The sequence below is a fragment of the Streptomyces sp. NPDC051636 genome (assembly GCF_044453765.1).
Taxonomy (GTDB): Bacteria; Actinomycetota; Actinomycetes; order Streptomycetales; family Streptomycetaceae; genus Streptomyces.
Genome location: NZ_JBITDA010000025.1, coordinates 44,036 through 60,568 on the forward strand (window position 1 = coordinate 44,036; position 16,533 = coordinate 60,568).

At 68.4% G+C, this 16,533-nt stretch carries 13 protein-coding genes and 1 tRNA gene; 3 read left to right on the forward strand and 11 right to left on the reverse strand.

Annotation, left to right across the window (positions count from 1 at the left end):
- Nucleotides 1-3 precede the first annotated feature (3 nt).
- From ACIBBH_RS32880 to ACIBBH_RS32900, 5 genes are all read right to left on the reverse strand, one after another.
- On the reverse strand, nt 4-897 hold the full coding sequence (locus ACIBBH_RS32880; RefSeq protein ID WP_399410936.1) for a hypothetical protein: 894 nt from the start codon (nt 895-897) through the stop codon (nt 4-6).
- A gap of 692 nt (nt 898-1,589) precedes the next feature.
- Nucleotides 1,590-3,305: a DUF2637 domain-containing protein gene (locus ACIBBH_RS32885; protein ID WP_399410938.1), complete on the reverse strand. Its 1,716-nt coding sequence runs from the start codon at nt 3,303-3,305 to the stop codon at nt 1,590-1,592.
- A 280-nt stretch (nt 3,306-3,585) separates the two neighbouring features.
- Nucleotides 3,586-4,659: a ParB/RepB/Spo0J family partition protein gene (locus ACIBBH_RS32890; protein ID WP_399410940.1), complete on the reverse strand. Its 1,074-nt coding sequence runs from the start codon at nt 4,657-4,659 to the stop codon at nt 3,586-3,588.
- Complete coding sequence (locus ACIBBH_RS32895; protein ID WP_399410942.1) at nt 4,656-5,918, reverse strand: ParA family protein; 1,263 nt, start codon at nt 5,916-5,918, stop codon at nt 4,656-4,658. The genes ACIBBH_RS32890 and ACIBBH_RS32895 overlap by 4 nt, the downstream gene beginning before the upstream one ends.
- 405 nt (nt 5,919-6,323) lie before the next feature.
- Nucleotides 6,324-7,127 carry a hypothetical protein gene (locus ACIBBH_RS32900; RefSeq protein ID WP_399410945.1) on the reverse strand — a complete coding sequence of 268 codons (804 nt, stop codon included), beginning with the start codon at nt 7,125-7,127 and terminating at the stop codon, nt 6,324-6,326.
- A gap of 87 nt (nt 7,128-7,214) precedes the next feature.
- Here ACIBBH_RS32900 and ACIBBH_RS32905 point away from each other — a divergent pair, with 87 nt between their 5' ends.
- A complete protein-coding gene (locus tag ACIBBH_RS32905) occupies nt 7,215-8,033 on the forward strand; it encodes an endonuclease domain-containing protein (RefSeq protein WP_399410947.1) in 819 nt (272 codons plus the stop codon).
- A gap of 147 nt (nt 8,034-8,180) precedes the next feature.
- Here the strand turns inward: ACIBBH_RS32905 and ACIBBH_RS32910 are convergent, their stop codons facing one another.
- The 5 genes from ACIBBH_RS32910 to ACIBBH_RS32930 form a co-directional block, all read right to left on the reverse strand.
- Nucleotides 8,181-9,536, reverse strand: coding sequence for a hypothetical protein (locus tag ACIBBH_RS32910; RefSeq protein WP_399410949.1), 1,356 nt, complete (start codon nt 9,534-9,536; stop codon nt 8,181-8,183).
- Between the two features lie 307 nt (nt 9,537-9,843).
- Entirely contained in the window at nt 9,844-12,333 is a 2,490-nt protein-coding gene (locus ACIBBH_RS32915) for a Helicase associated domain protein (protein ID WP_399410951.1), read from the reverse strand.
- Between the two features lie 153 nt (nt 12,334-12,486).
- Complete coding sequence (locus tag ACIBBH_RS32920) at nt 12,487-13,443, reverse strand: hypothetical protein (protein ID WP_399410953.1); 957 nt, start codon at nt 13,441-13,443, stop codon at nt 12,487-12,489.
- Entirely contained in the window at nt 13,440-14,441 is a 1,002-nt protein-coding gene (locus ACIBBH_RS32925; protein ID WP_399410955.1) for a hypothetical protein, read from the reverse strand. Before ACIBBH_RS32925 ends, ACIBBH_RS32920 begins: the two co-directional genes overlap by 4 nt.
- 177 nt (nt 14,442-14,618) lie before the next feature.
- Entirely contained in the window at nt 14,619-14,759 is a 141-nt protein-coding gene (locus tag ACIBBH_RS32930) for a hypothetical protein (protein WP_399410958.1), read from the reverse strand.
- Nucleotides 14,760-15,220: 461 nt separating this feature from the next.
- Here ACIBBH_RS32930 and ACIBBH_RS32935 point away from each other — a divergent pair, with 461 nt between their 5' ends.
- Nucleotides 15,221-15,424, forward strand: a complete 204-nt coding sequence (locus ACIBBH_RS32935; RefSeq protein ID WP_399410960.1) for a cold-shock protein — start codon at nt 15,221-15,223, stop codon at nt 15,422-15,424.
- Nucleotides 15,425-15,473: 49 nt separating this feature from the next.
- Nucleotides 15,474-15,550: transfer RNA gene (locus ACIBBH_RS32940), tRNA-Met, on the forward strand.
- A gap of 88 nt (nt 15,551-15,638) precedes the next feature.
- On the opposite strand, the gene ACIBBH_RS32945 is transcribed toward ACIBBH_RS32940, so the two are convergent.
- The gene (locus ACIBBH_RS32945) at nt 15,639-16,067 is read right to left on the reverse strand and encodes a GNAT family N-acetyltransferase (RefSeq protein WP_399410962.1); all 429 of its coding nucleotides are present in this window, start codon (nt 16,065-16,067) and stop codon (nt 15,639-15,641) included.
- Nucleotides 16,068-16,533: the final 466 nt, after the last annotated feature.

A 16,533-nucleotide genomic window follows, 5' to 3' on the forward strand; every position in this document is an offset into this window, starting at 1 on the left:
TGGTCAGGCCGCGGGGCGCAGGCGGGACTTGAGCCGGTCGACGGCGCGGCTGCGGCGGCGCCTCCAGGCGGCGGCGGTGGTGCCGGCGCGGTGCGCGGCCTGCGCGTCGGGGACCGGGCTGGTGGTGTAGTGCCAGGCGATCGCTTGGCCGTCGGCGTGGCTGATCGAGCCGTGCTCCATCGCCTCCAGCACGAGTTCGAGGAGTTCCAGGCGTGCGCTGCTGGCTTCCGCTTCGCCGATGGCCGCTTCGGTGGTGAGGCCGGCGGCGTGCGCGGCCTGGTGGATCGCTGCGGCGTGGGCCCGCGCGGCCGGACCCGGGGTCGGGTCGGCGAGGTGCTCGGCGGCCGCGAGGTCCTCGCCGGCCGGCTCACGGTCGGCAGCGAGCTCACGGCAGACCCGGCTGAGCGCGTCCAAGGCGAGGTTCGCGGCGGGCCGGCCGGGCCGGGTGTGGATGCGGCCCGAGCGGGCGACCTCGAAGAGTGCGGCGATCACGATGTGCCCGACGTCGTCCCACGTGCGTCCGCCGGTCCCCCGCACCTGCCCGCGCGTCATGCGCACCGCGGCCGGGAGCATGGCCTGCACGGTGATCCGCGCGGCGAGCGTGGCCGATCGGTCATGACCGGTCGCGCGGACCAGGAGACTGCGCAGCACCGCATCGGTCAGCGCGTCGGACAGCACCCCGGGGCTCGGGCGCAGGGCGGCCAGGAGTTGCTCCGGGCCGAGGGCGCGCACCCAGGAATCGGTCACGGCGGCGACGTCGTCGGCGAGGCGATCGGTCATCAGCCAGTCGGCCACCGCGGCCCGTACGGACGCGTCCTCGCACAGCTCCGCCCACTCCGCGTCCAGGCGGGCGAAGATCCCGCGGGCGGTCGGGGTGGTGGTTCGCAGGTCGAGCACGGCACTGGCTCCTTTCGGATCTCGTGCCGTGAACTCTCCTCACCGGGGCGTGCCCGAAGGCTTGCCCAAACCCCCAAAAGAGCAGGTGACAGGCTTGCCCATTTCAAGGCCCGCCGGGCACGCCCCCGCTGGGCAAGCCGCCCGGCAGGGTGGGCAAGCCCCGGTGACCGGGCCGCGCAACCCCGGGCAAGCCCCTCCCCGCCCTGGGCAAGCCGCCTGATCGGCACGGCCCGCTGGCCGTACGCACCCGTGCCGGGCGCGCCCCTGGCGCGCGTCTTCGACGCAGGAGCGATGACCGATCCGCGACCGGGAAGCCGTGACCGATCCGGGTGGGCAAGCCGCCGTCGACAGAGGGGTAAGGCGCGCTTCGCGACGGCCGGATCGGTCACGGCGGTCCATGACCGATCCACGCCGATCGGTCATGACCGATGACCGGTCGACGGGCTATCGGTCATCGGTCACGCCAGCGGATCGGTCATGACCGATCCGCCCCAGCCGCCATCGGTCACGCGCTCAGCGGTCGGCGAATCGGTCACGGCCAAGACGCGCGACCGGACGGACGGAGCGCCACCGGTCGGCCTTCCCGTGCCGTGAACGCGCCGGGGTCCGTACATGCTCCGGGCCCGGACATCAGCGTCCGGGCCCGAAGCATGGATGGTGTTGTGGGAGCTGTCGCTGTCCGACCGGGAGGGTCAGGTGTTGCGCACCGACCGCAGGTGTGCGCGGCCTCGCTCGCGCTGCTGTTCCTTCATGATCTCCTTGGCCTTGATGACGTCGCGCTGGCCGGTCTTGGGAGACACCTGGTTGCGGCGAGCTGCTTCGGCGCCGGAGAACCTCTTGCCTTCGGCTTCTGCCTCGATCAGCCACTGGACGACGCGCTCGATCCGCTGCTCCTCGGTCAGCTCCCCCACTGGCGTCTCGTCCACCTGCTGCTCGGGAACGCGCGCGGTGGCCTCGCCGGTGTCCGTCACCGTGGCCTCCCACGTGGTCGCGTCCCCGTTCGTCCGGCCCGTGACCGATCCGGTCGTGAGGTCGAGGGCGGTCTGCCGCGGGAGGCGGTTGCCAGCCGAAGGCTGGTCGGCGGTCGATGCCGTGGGCACCGGCTCAGCGACGGGAGCCTGCGGTGCGGCGGCCGGCGTGACCGATGGGCCGCCGACGTACGGGGCCTCAGTGACCGATGCGGCGTGACCGAGCAGATCGGTCATGCGGGCCTGCGAGAACTCCGTGACCGACGGATCGGTCACCCCGCTCTGGGGAAGATCGGTCACCGACGGAGCGGTCTCCCACTCCCCCGGGTTCTCGACGCGGCGCCGCAGCTCCTTCACCACCGGGACGAGTTCCTTCTCGGCGATCGGGCCGCCGTGCGACGGGTCGGTGATGCCATAGCTGTCGGCGAGGAAGAGGGCGAACTGGCGGGTGTTGGGGAGGTCGCCGTAGTGGTTGAGGTACTCCGCATACGCGGTGGGGAAGTTGGAGTGCGAGTCCGCCGTGAGGCCCAGCGTGGCCTCCTCGGCCGCCGCTTCAAGGGGCTCTTCCGGCTGCACGGCCGCGGCTTCCTCGAGGGTCGGCGCCTGTGAGGCCTGGCCCTCATCCTGGTGGCCTGAGACGTCCTTGGTCGACGCGTCGGCTTCCAGAGCCCGCTGATGTTCGGCGCTCGCGGGTGCCAGGGGCGTCGGGTCGGCGGCGGGTGACGGCCCGGCGAGGACCGGCATGGGCTCGGTGATGCCGGCGGCCGCCAGCCCGGCCGGTGCGGTTTCAGCGAGCGGCACCCCGTAGCGGGCAAGCCGCAGCGGCATCAGCGACTCGACCGGCGCCTTACGCCGCCACGCCCGCCCGAACCGTGAGCGCAGCCGCGCCTGGTAGACGAGCCTTTCCTGCTCCAACTTGATGACCTGGTCGTAGGAGCGCAGTTCCCACAGCTTCATACGGCGCCACAGCAGGAACGTGGGCACAGGGGAGAGCATCCAGCGGGTGAAGCGGACTCCCTCCATGTGCTTGTCCGCCGTGATGTCGGCGATCCGGCCGATCGCGTGCCGGGCCGCCTCGACCGCGACGACGAACAACACGGGGATCACCGCGTGCATGCCCACGCCCAGCGGGTCCGGCCAGGCGGCCGCGCCGTTGAAGGCGATCGTCGCCGCGGTGAGCAGCCAGGCCGTCTGCCGCAGCAGCGGGAACGGAATGCGGATCCAGGTCAGCAGCAGGTCGAGTGCGAGCAGGACACAAATGCCCGCGTCGATACCGATCGGGAAGACGTAGGAGAAGCTCCCGAATCCCTTCTTCACGGCCAGCTCGCGGACGGCCGCGTAGGAACCCGCGAAACCGATGCTGGCGATGATGACTGCACCCGTCACGACCACGCCGATGAGAACGCGGTGCATCCGAGTCAACTGCAGTGGCGCGGCCACCCGTACTCCCCTTCTGGATCAGTGGTGAACAGGTTTCACCCTGTCATGTACGCCGTAGCCGTGGGAGGACCTGCGCACGGTGCTGGCTGGATTGCCGTGGAGGGCGGGGCCGGTTTTGCTCCGCCCTCCACTCGGCTCTTGCTGATCGCAGCTGTGCTCTGCCGGTCACGCATCCAGCAATCCCTCGTCCCTCGGGACGGCGGACGCGCTGGGTGACCGGGCGCCAGAGTCGAAGCCCCGGTCGCCCACGATCTGTGCGGTAGCTGCGACGGGGTGGGGCTCACTCCGTTAGCAGCTTGGCCAGCGTGAGCCGGTCCTCGTCTGTCATGTGCTCGCGGAGGATCCGGTCGAGCGCCTTGGGATTCCCCCACGGAAGATGAGGCGTCAGCGTCGAGGCCGGCTCAGGAGCGGAAGATCCAGTAGTGCTGCCGGTACCACCCGCAGCTGAGGCCTCGTGGGTGATAACTGAGTTATCACCCACGGCGGTACCAGCCTGGTGCTCACTGCTGGGCTCGGTGATAACTGAGTTATCAGTCTCCGCAGCGGGGTGCGTGGGGGACTGTTCCGGGGACTGGGTGATAACTGAGTTATCACCCAGAGGACCGCTAGAAGCATCCCCCTGCCTGGCGGCAGCGCGCTGCCGCTTCTTCTCGGCATCGGTCTGTGCGCGTCGGTCGGCCTCTTCACGCTGCCTCTCGGGGGCGACCTTCGACAGGTTGCGCACGTGGGAGACCTGTCGTCGTCCGGCTTCAAGGTCCGCCTGGAGTTCGGGAGTGAGGGCAAGCAGGGAGAGCTTCTGACTGATCAGAGGCTGGCTCATGCCGAGGCGTTTGGCAGCCTTGTGCTGCGAGCCATAGAAGTCGACCAGCCGCTGCAAGGCCTGGGCCTCTTCGAGCTCCGTGAGCCCCTTGCGCTTGGCGTTGGCGATGAAGGCAGCCTCGAGCAGGGATTCGTCGGTGCTGGCGAACTCATCACCCAGCATGACCTTTATGGTCGGCAACCCGGCCTGGCGTGCAGCCTTCAGGCGGCGGTTGCCGTCGATCACGACGTAGTTGGCTCCCTCGTCGAGGTCGCCTTGCCTGTCTGGCCGGTTGGCCAAGTAGGCGTCGACAGTGGCGATGGTGATGGCCACAATCTGCCCGACTTCGCTGAAGCTGTCGACGAGGTCGCTGACGTCCCCGATTTCCTCGCGGGGGTTGTCGGGGTTGAGGCTGACTTCGGCGGTGGGAACTGATGCGGCGGCGGCGGGTGGTGGATCGCCCGTTACTGTGGCGATCATCCGGCCCCGCCGGCTCTGCGGGCCACCGAATGCGGGGGCACCGACGCGCTCGGCCGCTTTCTGGCGAGTGCTCACACAATCTCCCTGACGATCCGGCGGATGACCTTGGCCTGCTGGCAGGTCGGGGCGTACGACATCAGCGCCTTCTTGTTCCTCACGGCTTCACGCTGGTCTTTGAGTCGGCCGATGACGCCGATGACCCGCGGCTCTTCGAACGCCTTCCACGCTTCGAGGGAGGAAGTGATGACGTAGCCGTCGCGTGCGTCGTAGAGGTTGACGACGAGGCCGAGGTAGTCGACTTCGATGCGCCAGTCGGCTTGCCCAGACTCGATCTGCTCCAGCAGCAGTTCGAAGGCGTCGGCGGACGAGTCTTCGGCCTGGACGGGAATGAGGACGCCGGAGTTGCCGCGCTCTTCGTCTTCACGGCGACGCCCGTAATAGATCGCCGCGTCCATGCCGACTCCAAGGCTGGGTGGGCAGTCGATGACGATGACGTCGTAGTCCGCTTCCAAAGGCTCCAGGACTCGTTCCAGGGTGGCCTGCCGGTTCCGGTCCGTGGAGATCATGATGTCGAGAAGGAATGCGTCTGCGCAGGACGGCACTACATCCAGACGGCCCCCGAATCGGTCGTCGTCCAAGGTGACGACCAGATCCTTGACCGAGCCCCTCTTCTCGGTGCCCGCCATGTACTTAGCCAGGCTCGGCTCATCGATGCCGATCGTTGGCAGTCCGAGCTGGTTGGTGAGGTGCCCCTGTGGGTCGTAGTCCACGAGCAGTACCCTCAGGCCGAGCCCTGGGTGGACTTCGTCTTGGTGCGTCCGCCCAACGGCGTCACCGGACAATTCTTCACCGGTGATCGTGGCGTCCGAGAGCAGGGCTACTGCTTCCGAGGCGACCAGGACCTTGAGCTCGCTGTCTTCGGCGCAGGCCCCAGCGATGCCAGCCGCCACCGCTGTCTTGCCCACGCCCCCTTTCTGGTTGCACACGACGATGCGCCGGGCATAGCGCCGCGCGGCGGGAGCGGCATTCTCTCGCAGCCAGAGCGCAAGGGACTGGGCCAGGCCCTGTACCAGCGGGACTTTGCGTTCGGCGCAGGTCTCCTTCAGTTGTGCCCACTGCCCCGGCGGCAGCCAACTGGACCAGGCAACTCCCCCACTCGTGTCGACGGGGGCGAGTTTCTCGTTGGTGGTACGCCACATCTCGATGGCCTGAGACGCAGCGTCCTGGATGTCCACGCCGAGCTGAGCGGCACGGACTTTCAGGTCCTGGCGCAGCCAGGACGGCAGCTTGGAGACAACCTTCTCCCTGTCTCCTGCGGGGCTGGGGGTAACCATGAGGTGAGTTTACTAACCTGAGCGTGGGGGTGTGGGAAGTGACCCTCGCCTGCGAGTCGCGCTGGGTTGGCGGACCGAATAGTCCTCCTGATGCCTGTCTGGGATGAGTTGGGCGCCGACGCTAGACGCCGTCGAGCACGCAGCGACCAGGTGACCAACCACGCCGAACGGCGAGCCGGTGGCTACGCGACAAGACGTTCATGCCCTCCCGTGAGGAGTTCCTCGCCATCATCGACATGCTCGGGAGGGGACACCGACGAGTTCGATTTCCTCTGGTACGAGGGCTATGAGGCACACGAAGCGCTCAAAGGCCTCCCCGACGCAACCCCACCCGCGCCTGCACAACGCAGGGAAACACAGCGGCTGATTTCAGCTACTGATGGGTGACCGGGGCGACCCCACAGCTCAACCAGTGACGACCTCAGCTGCGGCTGCATAGGCGAACTGCGCCTGCGGGGTCGACGCCGGCGGCCGCCCCGTTGTTCGCTCCCTCTTCCTCATCTCACGGACCGCAGCCTCCACGTAGGTTCGCAGGCTGACCAACTGGGTGGGTGTTTGGCAGCTGGGCAGCACAGCGGCGATCTGGTCAAGCCAGTAGGTGACTTCACCGTCATCGTCCAGGCCGCTCCGATGCTCAAGTAGGCGTAGTGCCACCGGCGCGAGCAGTGCGTGGCGCCGCGCGGCCTCTTCCTCCGCCCGTCGATCGGCGGCGGCACGGGCAGCTGCCCGCCGCTCGGCCTCGAGGACGGCTTCCGGGGTGCGCCGTACGGGCCGGTCGCCGCGGGAGGCGTCAGTGAGCGTGGCGGCCTTCAGGCGTTTCGCCTTGTTGTACGCCGCGCTCGGGGTGTTCACAGCGAGCGCTGGCACCAGGTCGGCCCACTCAACGCCCACAGCCCGCGCATGCTCGACGGCCCTCGCCTGGTGCAGGTCGGCCTGCTCACGGAGGTACTGCCACATCCTCACGCGCGCGATCGCCGCCTGGCGCTGCGCCTTTTCGTTCTTCAGGGCTCCCGCACTGGCTTCGAGGTACAGCAGCGCTCCGAACAGCTCCTCATCCGCTGGCATCCCGCCGACGTTCTCGTCCTCGGCGTCTTCGTGCAGCTGGCGCAACTCGCCGATGACAGCTGCCGTATCCAGGTTGCCGATCCGGACGGGTGGCTTGAGCAGCGGCTTCGTGGGAGCAGCCGACTTTCGGGCGGGACGTGCCATGACGATGAGTCTGCCCACTCGGAGTGATTCACATTCTGTGAATCACTCGATCCGTCGATTGTCAGTGCCGGCATCTACGGTCACGCCATGGACGTCGTGACGCTGGACGACCTGCCCGAGCCTCGCAGGGAGACACTGCTGTGGAAGCGAGCTTGGTGGATGACGTACGAAGACGTCGACGAATGGGTACGCGAACGGGCGCCCCATCCCTGCCTGCGCCGTCCGGTAGGTACCTGGGACGCTCAGGCCGCTCGCGCGGTCCTCGGCGACGACGGCCGCTTCCATCTGGTCGGCTCCGCAGGCGTGCTGTGTGGTGGCGGCGTCTTCAAACGGCCCACGCCGCTTGCGGGCGGCAAGGTCTGCGGGACCCGCGTCCGTCACAAGGTGAGCGTGACCTGGGTGTCTGATGGGACGCCACTGCGGGCGGGCACGACCCTGGGTCGACAGCAGTACGAACGCGGCGAGGTCTGGTTCGAGAGCGCGGAGGTCACGTGGCAGGTGATCCTCACAGACGTCGAGCGTGTCCCGTCTTTGACACAGCAGGCCGAGCGGTGTCCCGGGTATCTGCGCGAGTGGCCAGCCCCATTAGGAACGTCAGCGGTCGCACGAGTCCGGGCTCGGCTCATCGAGCAGCTGGGTGAGGCCTGCCACACCTGCAGATCACTGCCCGGTGTCCACGCCGACCACGACCATGTCACCGGCCAGGTCCGCGGACTGCTGTGCGTCGACTGCAACACGCGCGTCGACAACTGCCCCCACCCCAGAGGGTGCCTGTTCGCCTCTTGCCTGGCAGAGCCGCCGGCCGCCGAGCTGGGATTGACGTACCCCGGCTACCGCAAGGTGTGGGCCGCCGAGCGCGCAAAGATCGAGTTTGTCGGGTTGGATCCCTACGCCCATCTGAGATGACCTCGAAGACGGCCGCCCTCACGCTGATGGCACTCGACTCCCCAATTGGGGAGTCGGCCGTATGGGCCCGATTTCATGGGTCCGAAGGCTTCAAATCTCCCGCTCCGGGCCTCTGCAGGTTGCAGGAAGTCGCGCTCGAGGAGGGACTCACATGCCGAGAGCGGCGGCCAGTTGGGTGTAGCGGTAGTACGGCTCGTCCTCTGGGACGACGCTCCTGACGCGTTCGACAAAGCCGCGCCAGAAAGGCTCATCGAGTGGCCGGAGGTGTGCGGTGTTCTGGTAGAGGACCACAGCGTGCTGTGGCATCTCAGAGGCCATCAGGCACTGCCCGTTGTCTGTCCACGCCTGTAGCAGCGCGCCCAACTCCGGTAGACCGAGGTAGGGAGCGCAAGGCAGGACAGCGAATCGCGTCAGCGACTCCGCCATGCGGTAGCTATACGCGGACTCGGGTCCCAGCAGTTCTGCCAGGAACTTCGTGAAGTAGCGGCCCGGACGGTCGCTGATCACCTGCGCCCGCTGCCCTGGATCGAGCCGCGTGAAAGCCGCGTCGAAGCCGGGCAGCTTCTGACGCACTTCATCAACGCCGACGAGCGAGAGCAGACGAATCTCATCGCTGGTGAGCGGCTCCGCCGGGCCGCGCTGGGTACTGGCGACTAGCCCTTCGATCTGCCCCTGGAGTGCCGGAGTGATCGCGTTCCAGAAGACGTCGATGTCTCCCAGGCGTCCTACAGCGCGAACTTGAACGTCTCGAGGTTTGTCGCCGAGACGCCCGATGTTCTTTTTCAGGTACTCCGCCACGAGGCTGCGGTTGCGCGCGGCGAAGAGACGGAGACAGTCGGCCATCCGATCGCCAAGCTCGTCAGCACCTGGGGGATCAGGGAGCCCGTCGGGTTCCAGGCACGCTACCTTCACGGCGACATCTACGATCTGCTTGCGCACCGTCGGCTTCACCTGATCGTAGAAGGTGTGCGTCAGGTACTCCTGGCTTCCGGTGAATGCCGGGTCTGCAACATGCCGCGTGAAGCGCTCCACGACCCTGCGGCCCTGACTCGGGGGATGGATCAAAAGACCCTCGATCGCCGCCACAAGGTGAGCCCGGGCGTACTCGGTAGTGGGAGCGTAGAAATCTCCGAGGGGACGTAGCGATGGGTGAGCACAGAGATGCCGGTCCTCCCTGAGACGCTCCAGCTCTCGCTCCTCCACGAAGTCCAGCAGCTCAAGGTCCCGAGCCACCGACAGCAGTGAACTCTCGGCCTCCTGCATGGCCTTGACGTCATTGTTGGCGCGCGCCGTGTCGATTTTCTGGACGAGAACGGTGGCTGCACCTTCGCCGTCTTCGCTCAGGCGCCTCAACTTGTCGATCAGATCGGAAGCAACCGCGCTCCAGGTGAGGATGATGCACGCACGGGCAGACCCCGTGGTGTAGGTACGGTAGGCCTCACCGATGAGCGGGCGGACATCCGGGTTCCAGACGTGGCCGAGGCTCTCTTCGAGGTCCAGCACGGGTTTCCCCTCCCGAGCGAGTGCTGTCATGCAGGGGAGCAGTGTGGCATGTCGATGCTGGCCACGGACGGCCCGGATGCCTTGACTCTCGAGAACGGAGGCCTACAGGAGTAGCTAGGCTGATCGGCCGTCGCGGTCCGCCGCGCGCGAGCATCAGTCAGGGGCGAACCCATGACCACTGGAAGCTACCCGGAGTGGTTGTGGCGCGAATCGAGCAACGCCACTGCTCGACTCCCCAATTGGGGAGTCGAGCGTATGGGCCCGATTCATGGGCCCGAGGGCTTCTACGCGCGGCGCGATGCCGGCGTCACGCCCAGCGCATCCCGAGGGCGGTGAGCGTGTTCTTCACCTCGTCGGGCTGGTTGGCCTGCCGGGCGCGCACGTTGTTGATCCAGGCGCCAAGCCCGACCTCGGTTCCGTTTACGGGCTCGCGGTGGGAGCGCGGGACGTCGAGGTGTCCTTTCCGGGCGTGGAACTGGCGGGCGGCCTCGAGGTTGAGCGCGCGCTGCTCTGCGCGGCTGAGCTTGCGCGGGGCGGGGGCGGGCGTGAAGCCGAGCATGCCGCTGAGCATCCACTGCTGGGTGACGGTCAGTTTGCTGAAGGCGCGGCCCTGAGCGGTCAGCCACTTGCCGATGTCCGCGCCGTCGACGACGAGCTCGCCGGCCTTTGAGGGGAGGGCACCGCCGGTCTGGACGTGGTGCCAGGCGAGGCGGAAGTGCCGCTGCCAGTCGATGGGCCACGGCGGGCACCAGCCTGAGTCGATGTCTTCGAGAACCTGGCGGCGCCGGTCGGGCAGGGGAGTGATGGTGCTGGCCGGCGGGGTGGTGCCCGCGGCCTCGTGATGAGCGAGGACCTCAGCGCGACGGGCGGCGGCTCGCTGGTTGCTCAGGAATTTCCCCACGGGGTAGTCGCCGTGCATGGCATCCGTGGGGGCCGCCAGTCCGATGTGGGGGTGGTCGGTGGCCCAGGCGGCGGCCGCGGCAACGCCTTCTTCGAAGGTGGCGTCGAACTCTGACCAGATCATGCCGAGCTTCTCGGCCAATTCGATGCGCTCGGGGTCGAGGGTTCCCTCGTGGTAGTAGCGGCGCAGGTCGGCGATCCACACGCCGAGCGGGAAAACTGCGGGGGACCAGTCGGCGGGGGTGCGGTAGCCGTAAGGGACGCGCAGGTCCTCGTGCTCGGCGAGGTAGCGGGTGGCGGCCTGGATGCCGCGCCTCCAGTGCACCTTCTCCGGGTTCAGGACGCGCATGCCGATGAACGCGGCGATCTGGCGGGGGTCGTGGGCGGTGGAGAAGGAGAGCAGCCCGCGGGTGATGTCGTCAGCGCCGTCGTCCCGCTCGTCCGTGTCGTCCTGGGGGTCGTCGGCCGGCTCGGTGTCGTCGGTCGGCTCGACGGTGGGGGAGGGGCGGGACGGGGTGCTGGGGGAGGCGAGGGCTTCGATGATGCGGGAGTCGTGGGCGCGTAGCGCGGTCAGCAGCTTGGCAAGCGGCGCGTAGGAGGGGGAGGTGAGCAGCTCGTCGGGGGACTCGCTGGCGCCGAGGAGGATGGGCACGGCGATGGTGGCGAGCTTGCCTTCGCCGGGGTGCATGCGCAGGGCCCGGCCGACGGCCTGGACGAGGTCGGGCATGGAGCCGCGGACGTCGGCGAAGAACACGGCGTCGCACTCGCGGGTGTCGACGCCTTCACCGAGGACCTTGACGGAGGACAGGAACGCCGGCCCTTCCCGGTCGGCGGCGAACGCGCGCAGGGTACGCGCGCGGTGGTCGGCCTTGTGGTCGCCCGACAGCCAACTGCTCCAGAGGGTGTCGCGGTGCGGGTAGCGGTCGGGCTTTTCCTTGTACTGGGCCGTGGCCATGCGGTGCAGGCCCTCGGAGAAGGCCTCGGCCTCCTCGAGGCGACTGTGGAAGGTCAGCACGCGCTTAAAGCCCTGCTCGGCCGCGGACTTCAACGCCGCGGTCTGCAGGGCGGCCAGCCGAGCGGCGCGTACGGCCTCGGTAGCGTCGCCGTCGGCGGCGAGCTGGAGGGTCTGCAGGTGCGGGTCCTGGATCTCGATGCACAGCACCTGGTAGGGGGCGACGATTCCCCGATCCTGGGCTTCGGTGAGGGTGAGGCGGTAGGAGACGGCGCCGAAGGTGCCGTTCGGGTCGTCGTCCATAGAGGCGACGAGCTCGCCGGCCGCGCTGTTCTCGCCGGTGTCCTGGTCGCCGTTGTCCTCGCCGGACGCCCACAGGCGCGGGGTGGCGGTCATGTAGAGGCGGGCGGTGGCGGGGATGCGGGAGTTGTCATGGACGAGCGCCCACGGCTTGCCCATCCGGCCGCTCGTGCGGTGCGCCTCGTCGACGACGATCAGGTCCCAGGGTGCCAGGCCCATCTGATGCGCAGCCTCGATCGTGCCGAGGGAGGCGTAGGTGCCGTAGACGGTGACCGGGCCGCCGCCGGCGTCCTTGAGTAGATGAATGAGGGCGGCGGGATCGGTGGTATTGGGAAAGCCGACATCGCTCTGCCGCAGGGAGGACACACCGACGGCGGGGCCTGCGCGGCCAGCGAGGCGCCAGGCGGCGGCGGTCTGCGTCAGCAGCGGCCGCGACGGCATCAGGACCAGGACCCGGGCGGCCCGCAGTTCCTGGGCGACGCGTACGGCGACATACGTCTTGCCGCTGCCGGTCGCCTGGATGACCTGGGTGCGCAGGCCGTCCAGCGGGAGGACGGAACCCGCCGGGACCTCGAGGGCCGGGACCGCAGCCGTGACGGCCTCTGTCTGGTGTTCGCGCAAGGCCACGAGCGGCTGTGTCTGCATCCCAACGTGCCTTTCTGCAATGTCGCTTGTGATGGTCTCACCCGGGAGGCAACGGTGTCCGTCACTCTCAGGAGGGTTACTGCTGTGGCGGCCGCCAAAACAGTCCGGGACTGCCGAGCCCGGCCGATTCGGCGGCCGCCGGGGCATGAGCGGTCAGTCGGCGTCGTCGACAGGGTCGGCGTCTATGAGGCCGCCGATGCCGGTCTCGCACAGCAGGGCGTCATCGTGCTGGACGCCCTCCGGCCACAGGCCCACGCCGGGGCGTTCGTCGATGACGACGCATCCGCCTTCGCTCAGGAAGTGAGCGAACCAGGCGATGGCCCGGTCGCTTCGCTGCACCGTGCGGCCGGTGATGTTGGCGGGGTCGGACCAGGGATAGACGGCCACGGAGCCGATCTGAGAGTTGCCCTCGTCGTCGACGACCGTGCCGAAGGTGCCCATGCGTACGTCGACGCGCATGCAGGCCGTGCAGTAGCAGTGCGGGCTGACCAGGTCGCCGGGGCGGCGGGCGTGAACTTGCCACACGGGCCAGTGGTTCGTGCGCGGCAGCCACCCGTTCTTCTTCTGCTCGCGCACCAGTCGCGCGCAGCATTCGCAGGCCTTCGGGAGCCGGCCGTGGGCGGCGATCATCGCCTCGTACTCGGCACGAGTGTCGGGCAGGTAGAAGTCCGCGACGTCCCCGCCGTATCCGGAGCCCCAGTTGGGCTTGCCTTTGTGGGCGAGCGGCAGCAGGTCGGGTCCGCTGGAGGCCTCCCGCAGCAGCGGCAACAGGGCGGCGGTGTCGCCGTCGGCCGGCCACACCCCGTCCGGCAGCACGGTGACGATCCGTGCCGCTGCTGCTTCCGCGTCCGGGCGCGTCAAGTAGGGAAAGCGCGCGGCCACGATGCCGTCGGGGGTGGAGATGGTCCACGGCTGGATGCTGCCGCCCTCGTAGGCGGGGTGCTGGCGCAGGACTCGCTCGCCGCGCGGCGGGAAGGACCAGCCGGTGTGCACGACCAGTCCAGCCAGCTGGAGGTAGCCGATACCCGGCTCGATCTTCACGTCGTCGGCCACGGCCGGGGCGAACTCGATCTCGGTCGCCCCGGCGGCCCGGGAGGTGCCGGCGCTCACGCCGACTCCTCAACGGGGTGCGGCTCCATGACGACGCTGCGGCCGTCGGCGCCGATGACGACCAGCGGGCGGCCTTCGCCCGCCGCGTTGAACACGGCGAAGGTGACGTCCTGGTTGCAGTCTTCGGCGAAGTCGACGGGGGACTCCAGTGCGCTCCGCACCACTTCGCGGGTCTGCTCGAGCGCCGCCGGCCGCAGGCCCGCCTCGGTCGCGGCCTGGTCCAGGTCGGCGTCGGAGGCGGTGTGGTCGATGCCGGCACGGAGGGCCGCACGTACGAGGGCGGCCTGGTAGCCGACCGGGTTGGAGCGTTCACTGATCTTCACGAACAGGTGCCTCCTCTCTGCCCAGCCTCCCGCTAGGCATATCTCTATTATGCAGAATGTGAATCTGCTTTTCAAGGGTTGGGGGCCGTGCCGCAGCGGTCGCAGGGCGAGGCCGCCCTGCTTGGACCGTGCGTGTGCACGGCGAGCAGGTCCGCGGCGCTGGTCACGGGACTCCAGCGGCGGCCACGGCACCGGTCGGCGGTGCAGGGGGGAGGCGGCCTCGAAGGACTCGTCGGCCCGGTGCAGCCGCAGCCGGATCTGCTGCCCCGAGATCGCGAGGTGACCATGGTGCAGTTCGCGGTCCTGCCAGGACCACGCGATGTAGTGCGCGACCTGGTCGCCAAAGGCGACGCGGGCCAGCTGGCTCGCGAGGTACTCGGCCGACGGCTCGATACGCCCGGACAGCAGGTCGGCGATCGGGTCCGGCTCAGGGAGGAACTCGAGCGTGCCGGAGTCGTTGCGGCCGCAGTTCGGGCAGCGGGCGGGCTCCCGGCCGGTGCCCAGGCAGCCGGTGGTGAGGTGCTCGCGGCAGCACGGGCAGTAGTGCGCGTAGCGGTCGCCGTTGGTGCCGGCCTGGTTGCCGCAGCCCTTGCACACGCCCGGTCGCTGGTTGCGTGAGAACGGGAACTGAGGTGCAGGCAGCCGCGTGTGCTGGTGGGACGGGCAGGTCGCCATGAGGATCTCCTGAACTCTCGAAGGGGCCGCGGTTGTTGGCGGGGCGGTTCGGGACTGGGCGTGGCGGCCGTCAGTTGTCCGGGGCGGCAGCCAGGTACGGCTCCAGTGGAGCCCCTACTTGGGGGCTGGGAAGCCGGCCGTGCCGCTGCCGCAGCCAGGCAGCACAGCCGTCGCGGATCAGTTCGGTGACGACGTGGCGGGGTCCGGGGCGGTCTGGGTGGTCGGCATACGCGCGGTGTCCTTTCCGGGTGTCTGGTGCAGGAGCCGGCGGCCGATGGCGAGGCAGGCGTCGCTGTCGTCCCACCGGTGGGGAGTCACGGGCACCATCAGAGCCCATAATGCAGAATCAAACTATGCATGCCTATAGTCTGCATAGATTGGTTACGCTTTATGATAGGTGTGCAGGCGTCAACTCCCGCGTCGGGCAGGTGCATGTTCGAGGGCGCCAGATGTGGTCTGCAGCGGCTGGCTGGAACCGGACGGCGCAAGAGAGCCGGCTGACTCATCCAGCCGAGCTCCCCAATCCCCGAATCCCCTGAGCTCCTTCAGGCGCAACGGGGCCTTGGACGCGGAGGGCTGATGATCGAGAAGACATCGAAGATGACGACGGTTGCCTGAGCCTGCGCCGTCAGTGAGGACGTACGCGACCCCAGCGCCTGCTGGAAGCGGTTATCGGATAACCGGGCTGGCGGTGGGGTAGGACGGATGCCGGGCCTCTCTTCGCTGGAAGGCCCATCACACCCAGCTGGGGTCTCCCAGCGAGAACGAAGGACAACAGCATGGCCAGAGGCACCGTGAAGTGGTTCAACGCCGAGAAGGGCTTCGGCTTCATCGCCCAGGACGGCGGACCGGACGTCTTCGCTCACTACTCCAACATCCAGGGCAACGGATACCGGGAACTGGTGGAGGGAGAGACCGTCACCTTCGACGTCACCCAGGGCCAGAAAGGCCCCCAGGTCGAGAACATCGTCCGCGGCGGCTGACATCCGACCCGAGTCCCGCATGATCCACCATGTACAGTGGCATCACCGACGCGGGGTGGAGCAGCTCGGTAGCTCGCTGGGCTCATAACCCAGAGGTCGCAGGTTCAAATCCTGTCCCCGCTACCAGAAGAAGGGGCCCGCAAGCGCGGGCCCCTTCTGCATTGGCCTAGCCGAACGAGCAGCCGACCACTGGGCAGTGTCGTCACGACCTGTTTTACCGCTCCGCCAGAGCCAGACTGTTGGTGCTGCCCCGGCCAGACCCGACCGTAACGAACGTCTCCGCTCCCTGTCGGGCTCGACGCAGCGAGACGCCCAGTCCCTTCAGCGCCAGTTGGTAGCCGTCATCGCCGTCGTCGCAGCTGAGCTCGAGGCCTGGGAGCCACACCCGGAACGGCTCCCCCTGCGCTGCTACCAGGTATCCGCGCTGGCGGTACCAGTGCATCACTCCGTACTCCCCGCGGGCGATCTTCGCCATCACCACGCGGCACCCCCGGTTTGCCAACCATCGCTCGGTCTCTTCAAGGAGCGCACTGCCCACTCCTTGTCGACGGACGTCGGCGTCGACGGCCAGCAAGTCAATCTCTGCCAGCGTCCGGGCCAGAGCACGCAGCGCGGAACGTCCCTGCTCGGTGTGCTGGCGCATCAAGCGAACCGGGGGAGTCACGAAAGCCAGCCCGCATGGTCCACCTGCCGACTCCCTCTCGGCCACCACGGCTCGCACTTGTCCGAAGGGGCGTACGGAGAACTCGCCACCATAACGATCCACGAGCGTCCCAAGCGGCTGGTCCTCCGGCTGCCGCAAGGAGGGGCGACCTCCTATGGCAATGTCTGACAGCCGGTTGAGATCCATGCTCTCACCGCGGCGTGCGGTGCGAATGGCAAGCACCGAATGTCCTCTCTTCATCTGCGATCAGGTCCGTCCCTTACGTGGTGCGGGCGTCCCATACAACGACGAACCAACTGTTTTGGGCACACAACAGCCGCTTCCGCAGTTCCGTCCAGGGAAGAGCTGTCTGTGCGCGGCCGACGGCAGCGCCGTCATGGGCGTGACAACGTTCGCCCGGGCTGACCGCTGAACTCGGCAGGAAGCGTCCTGTGGCCCAGCCCGA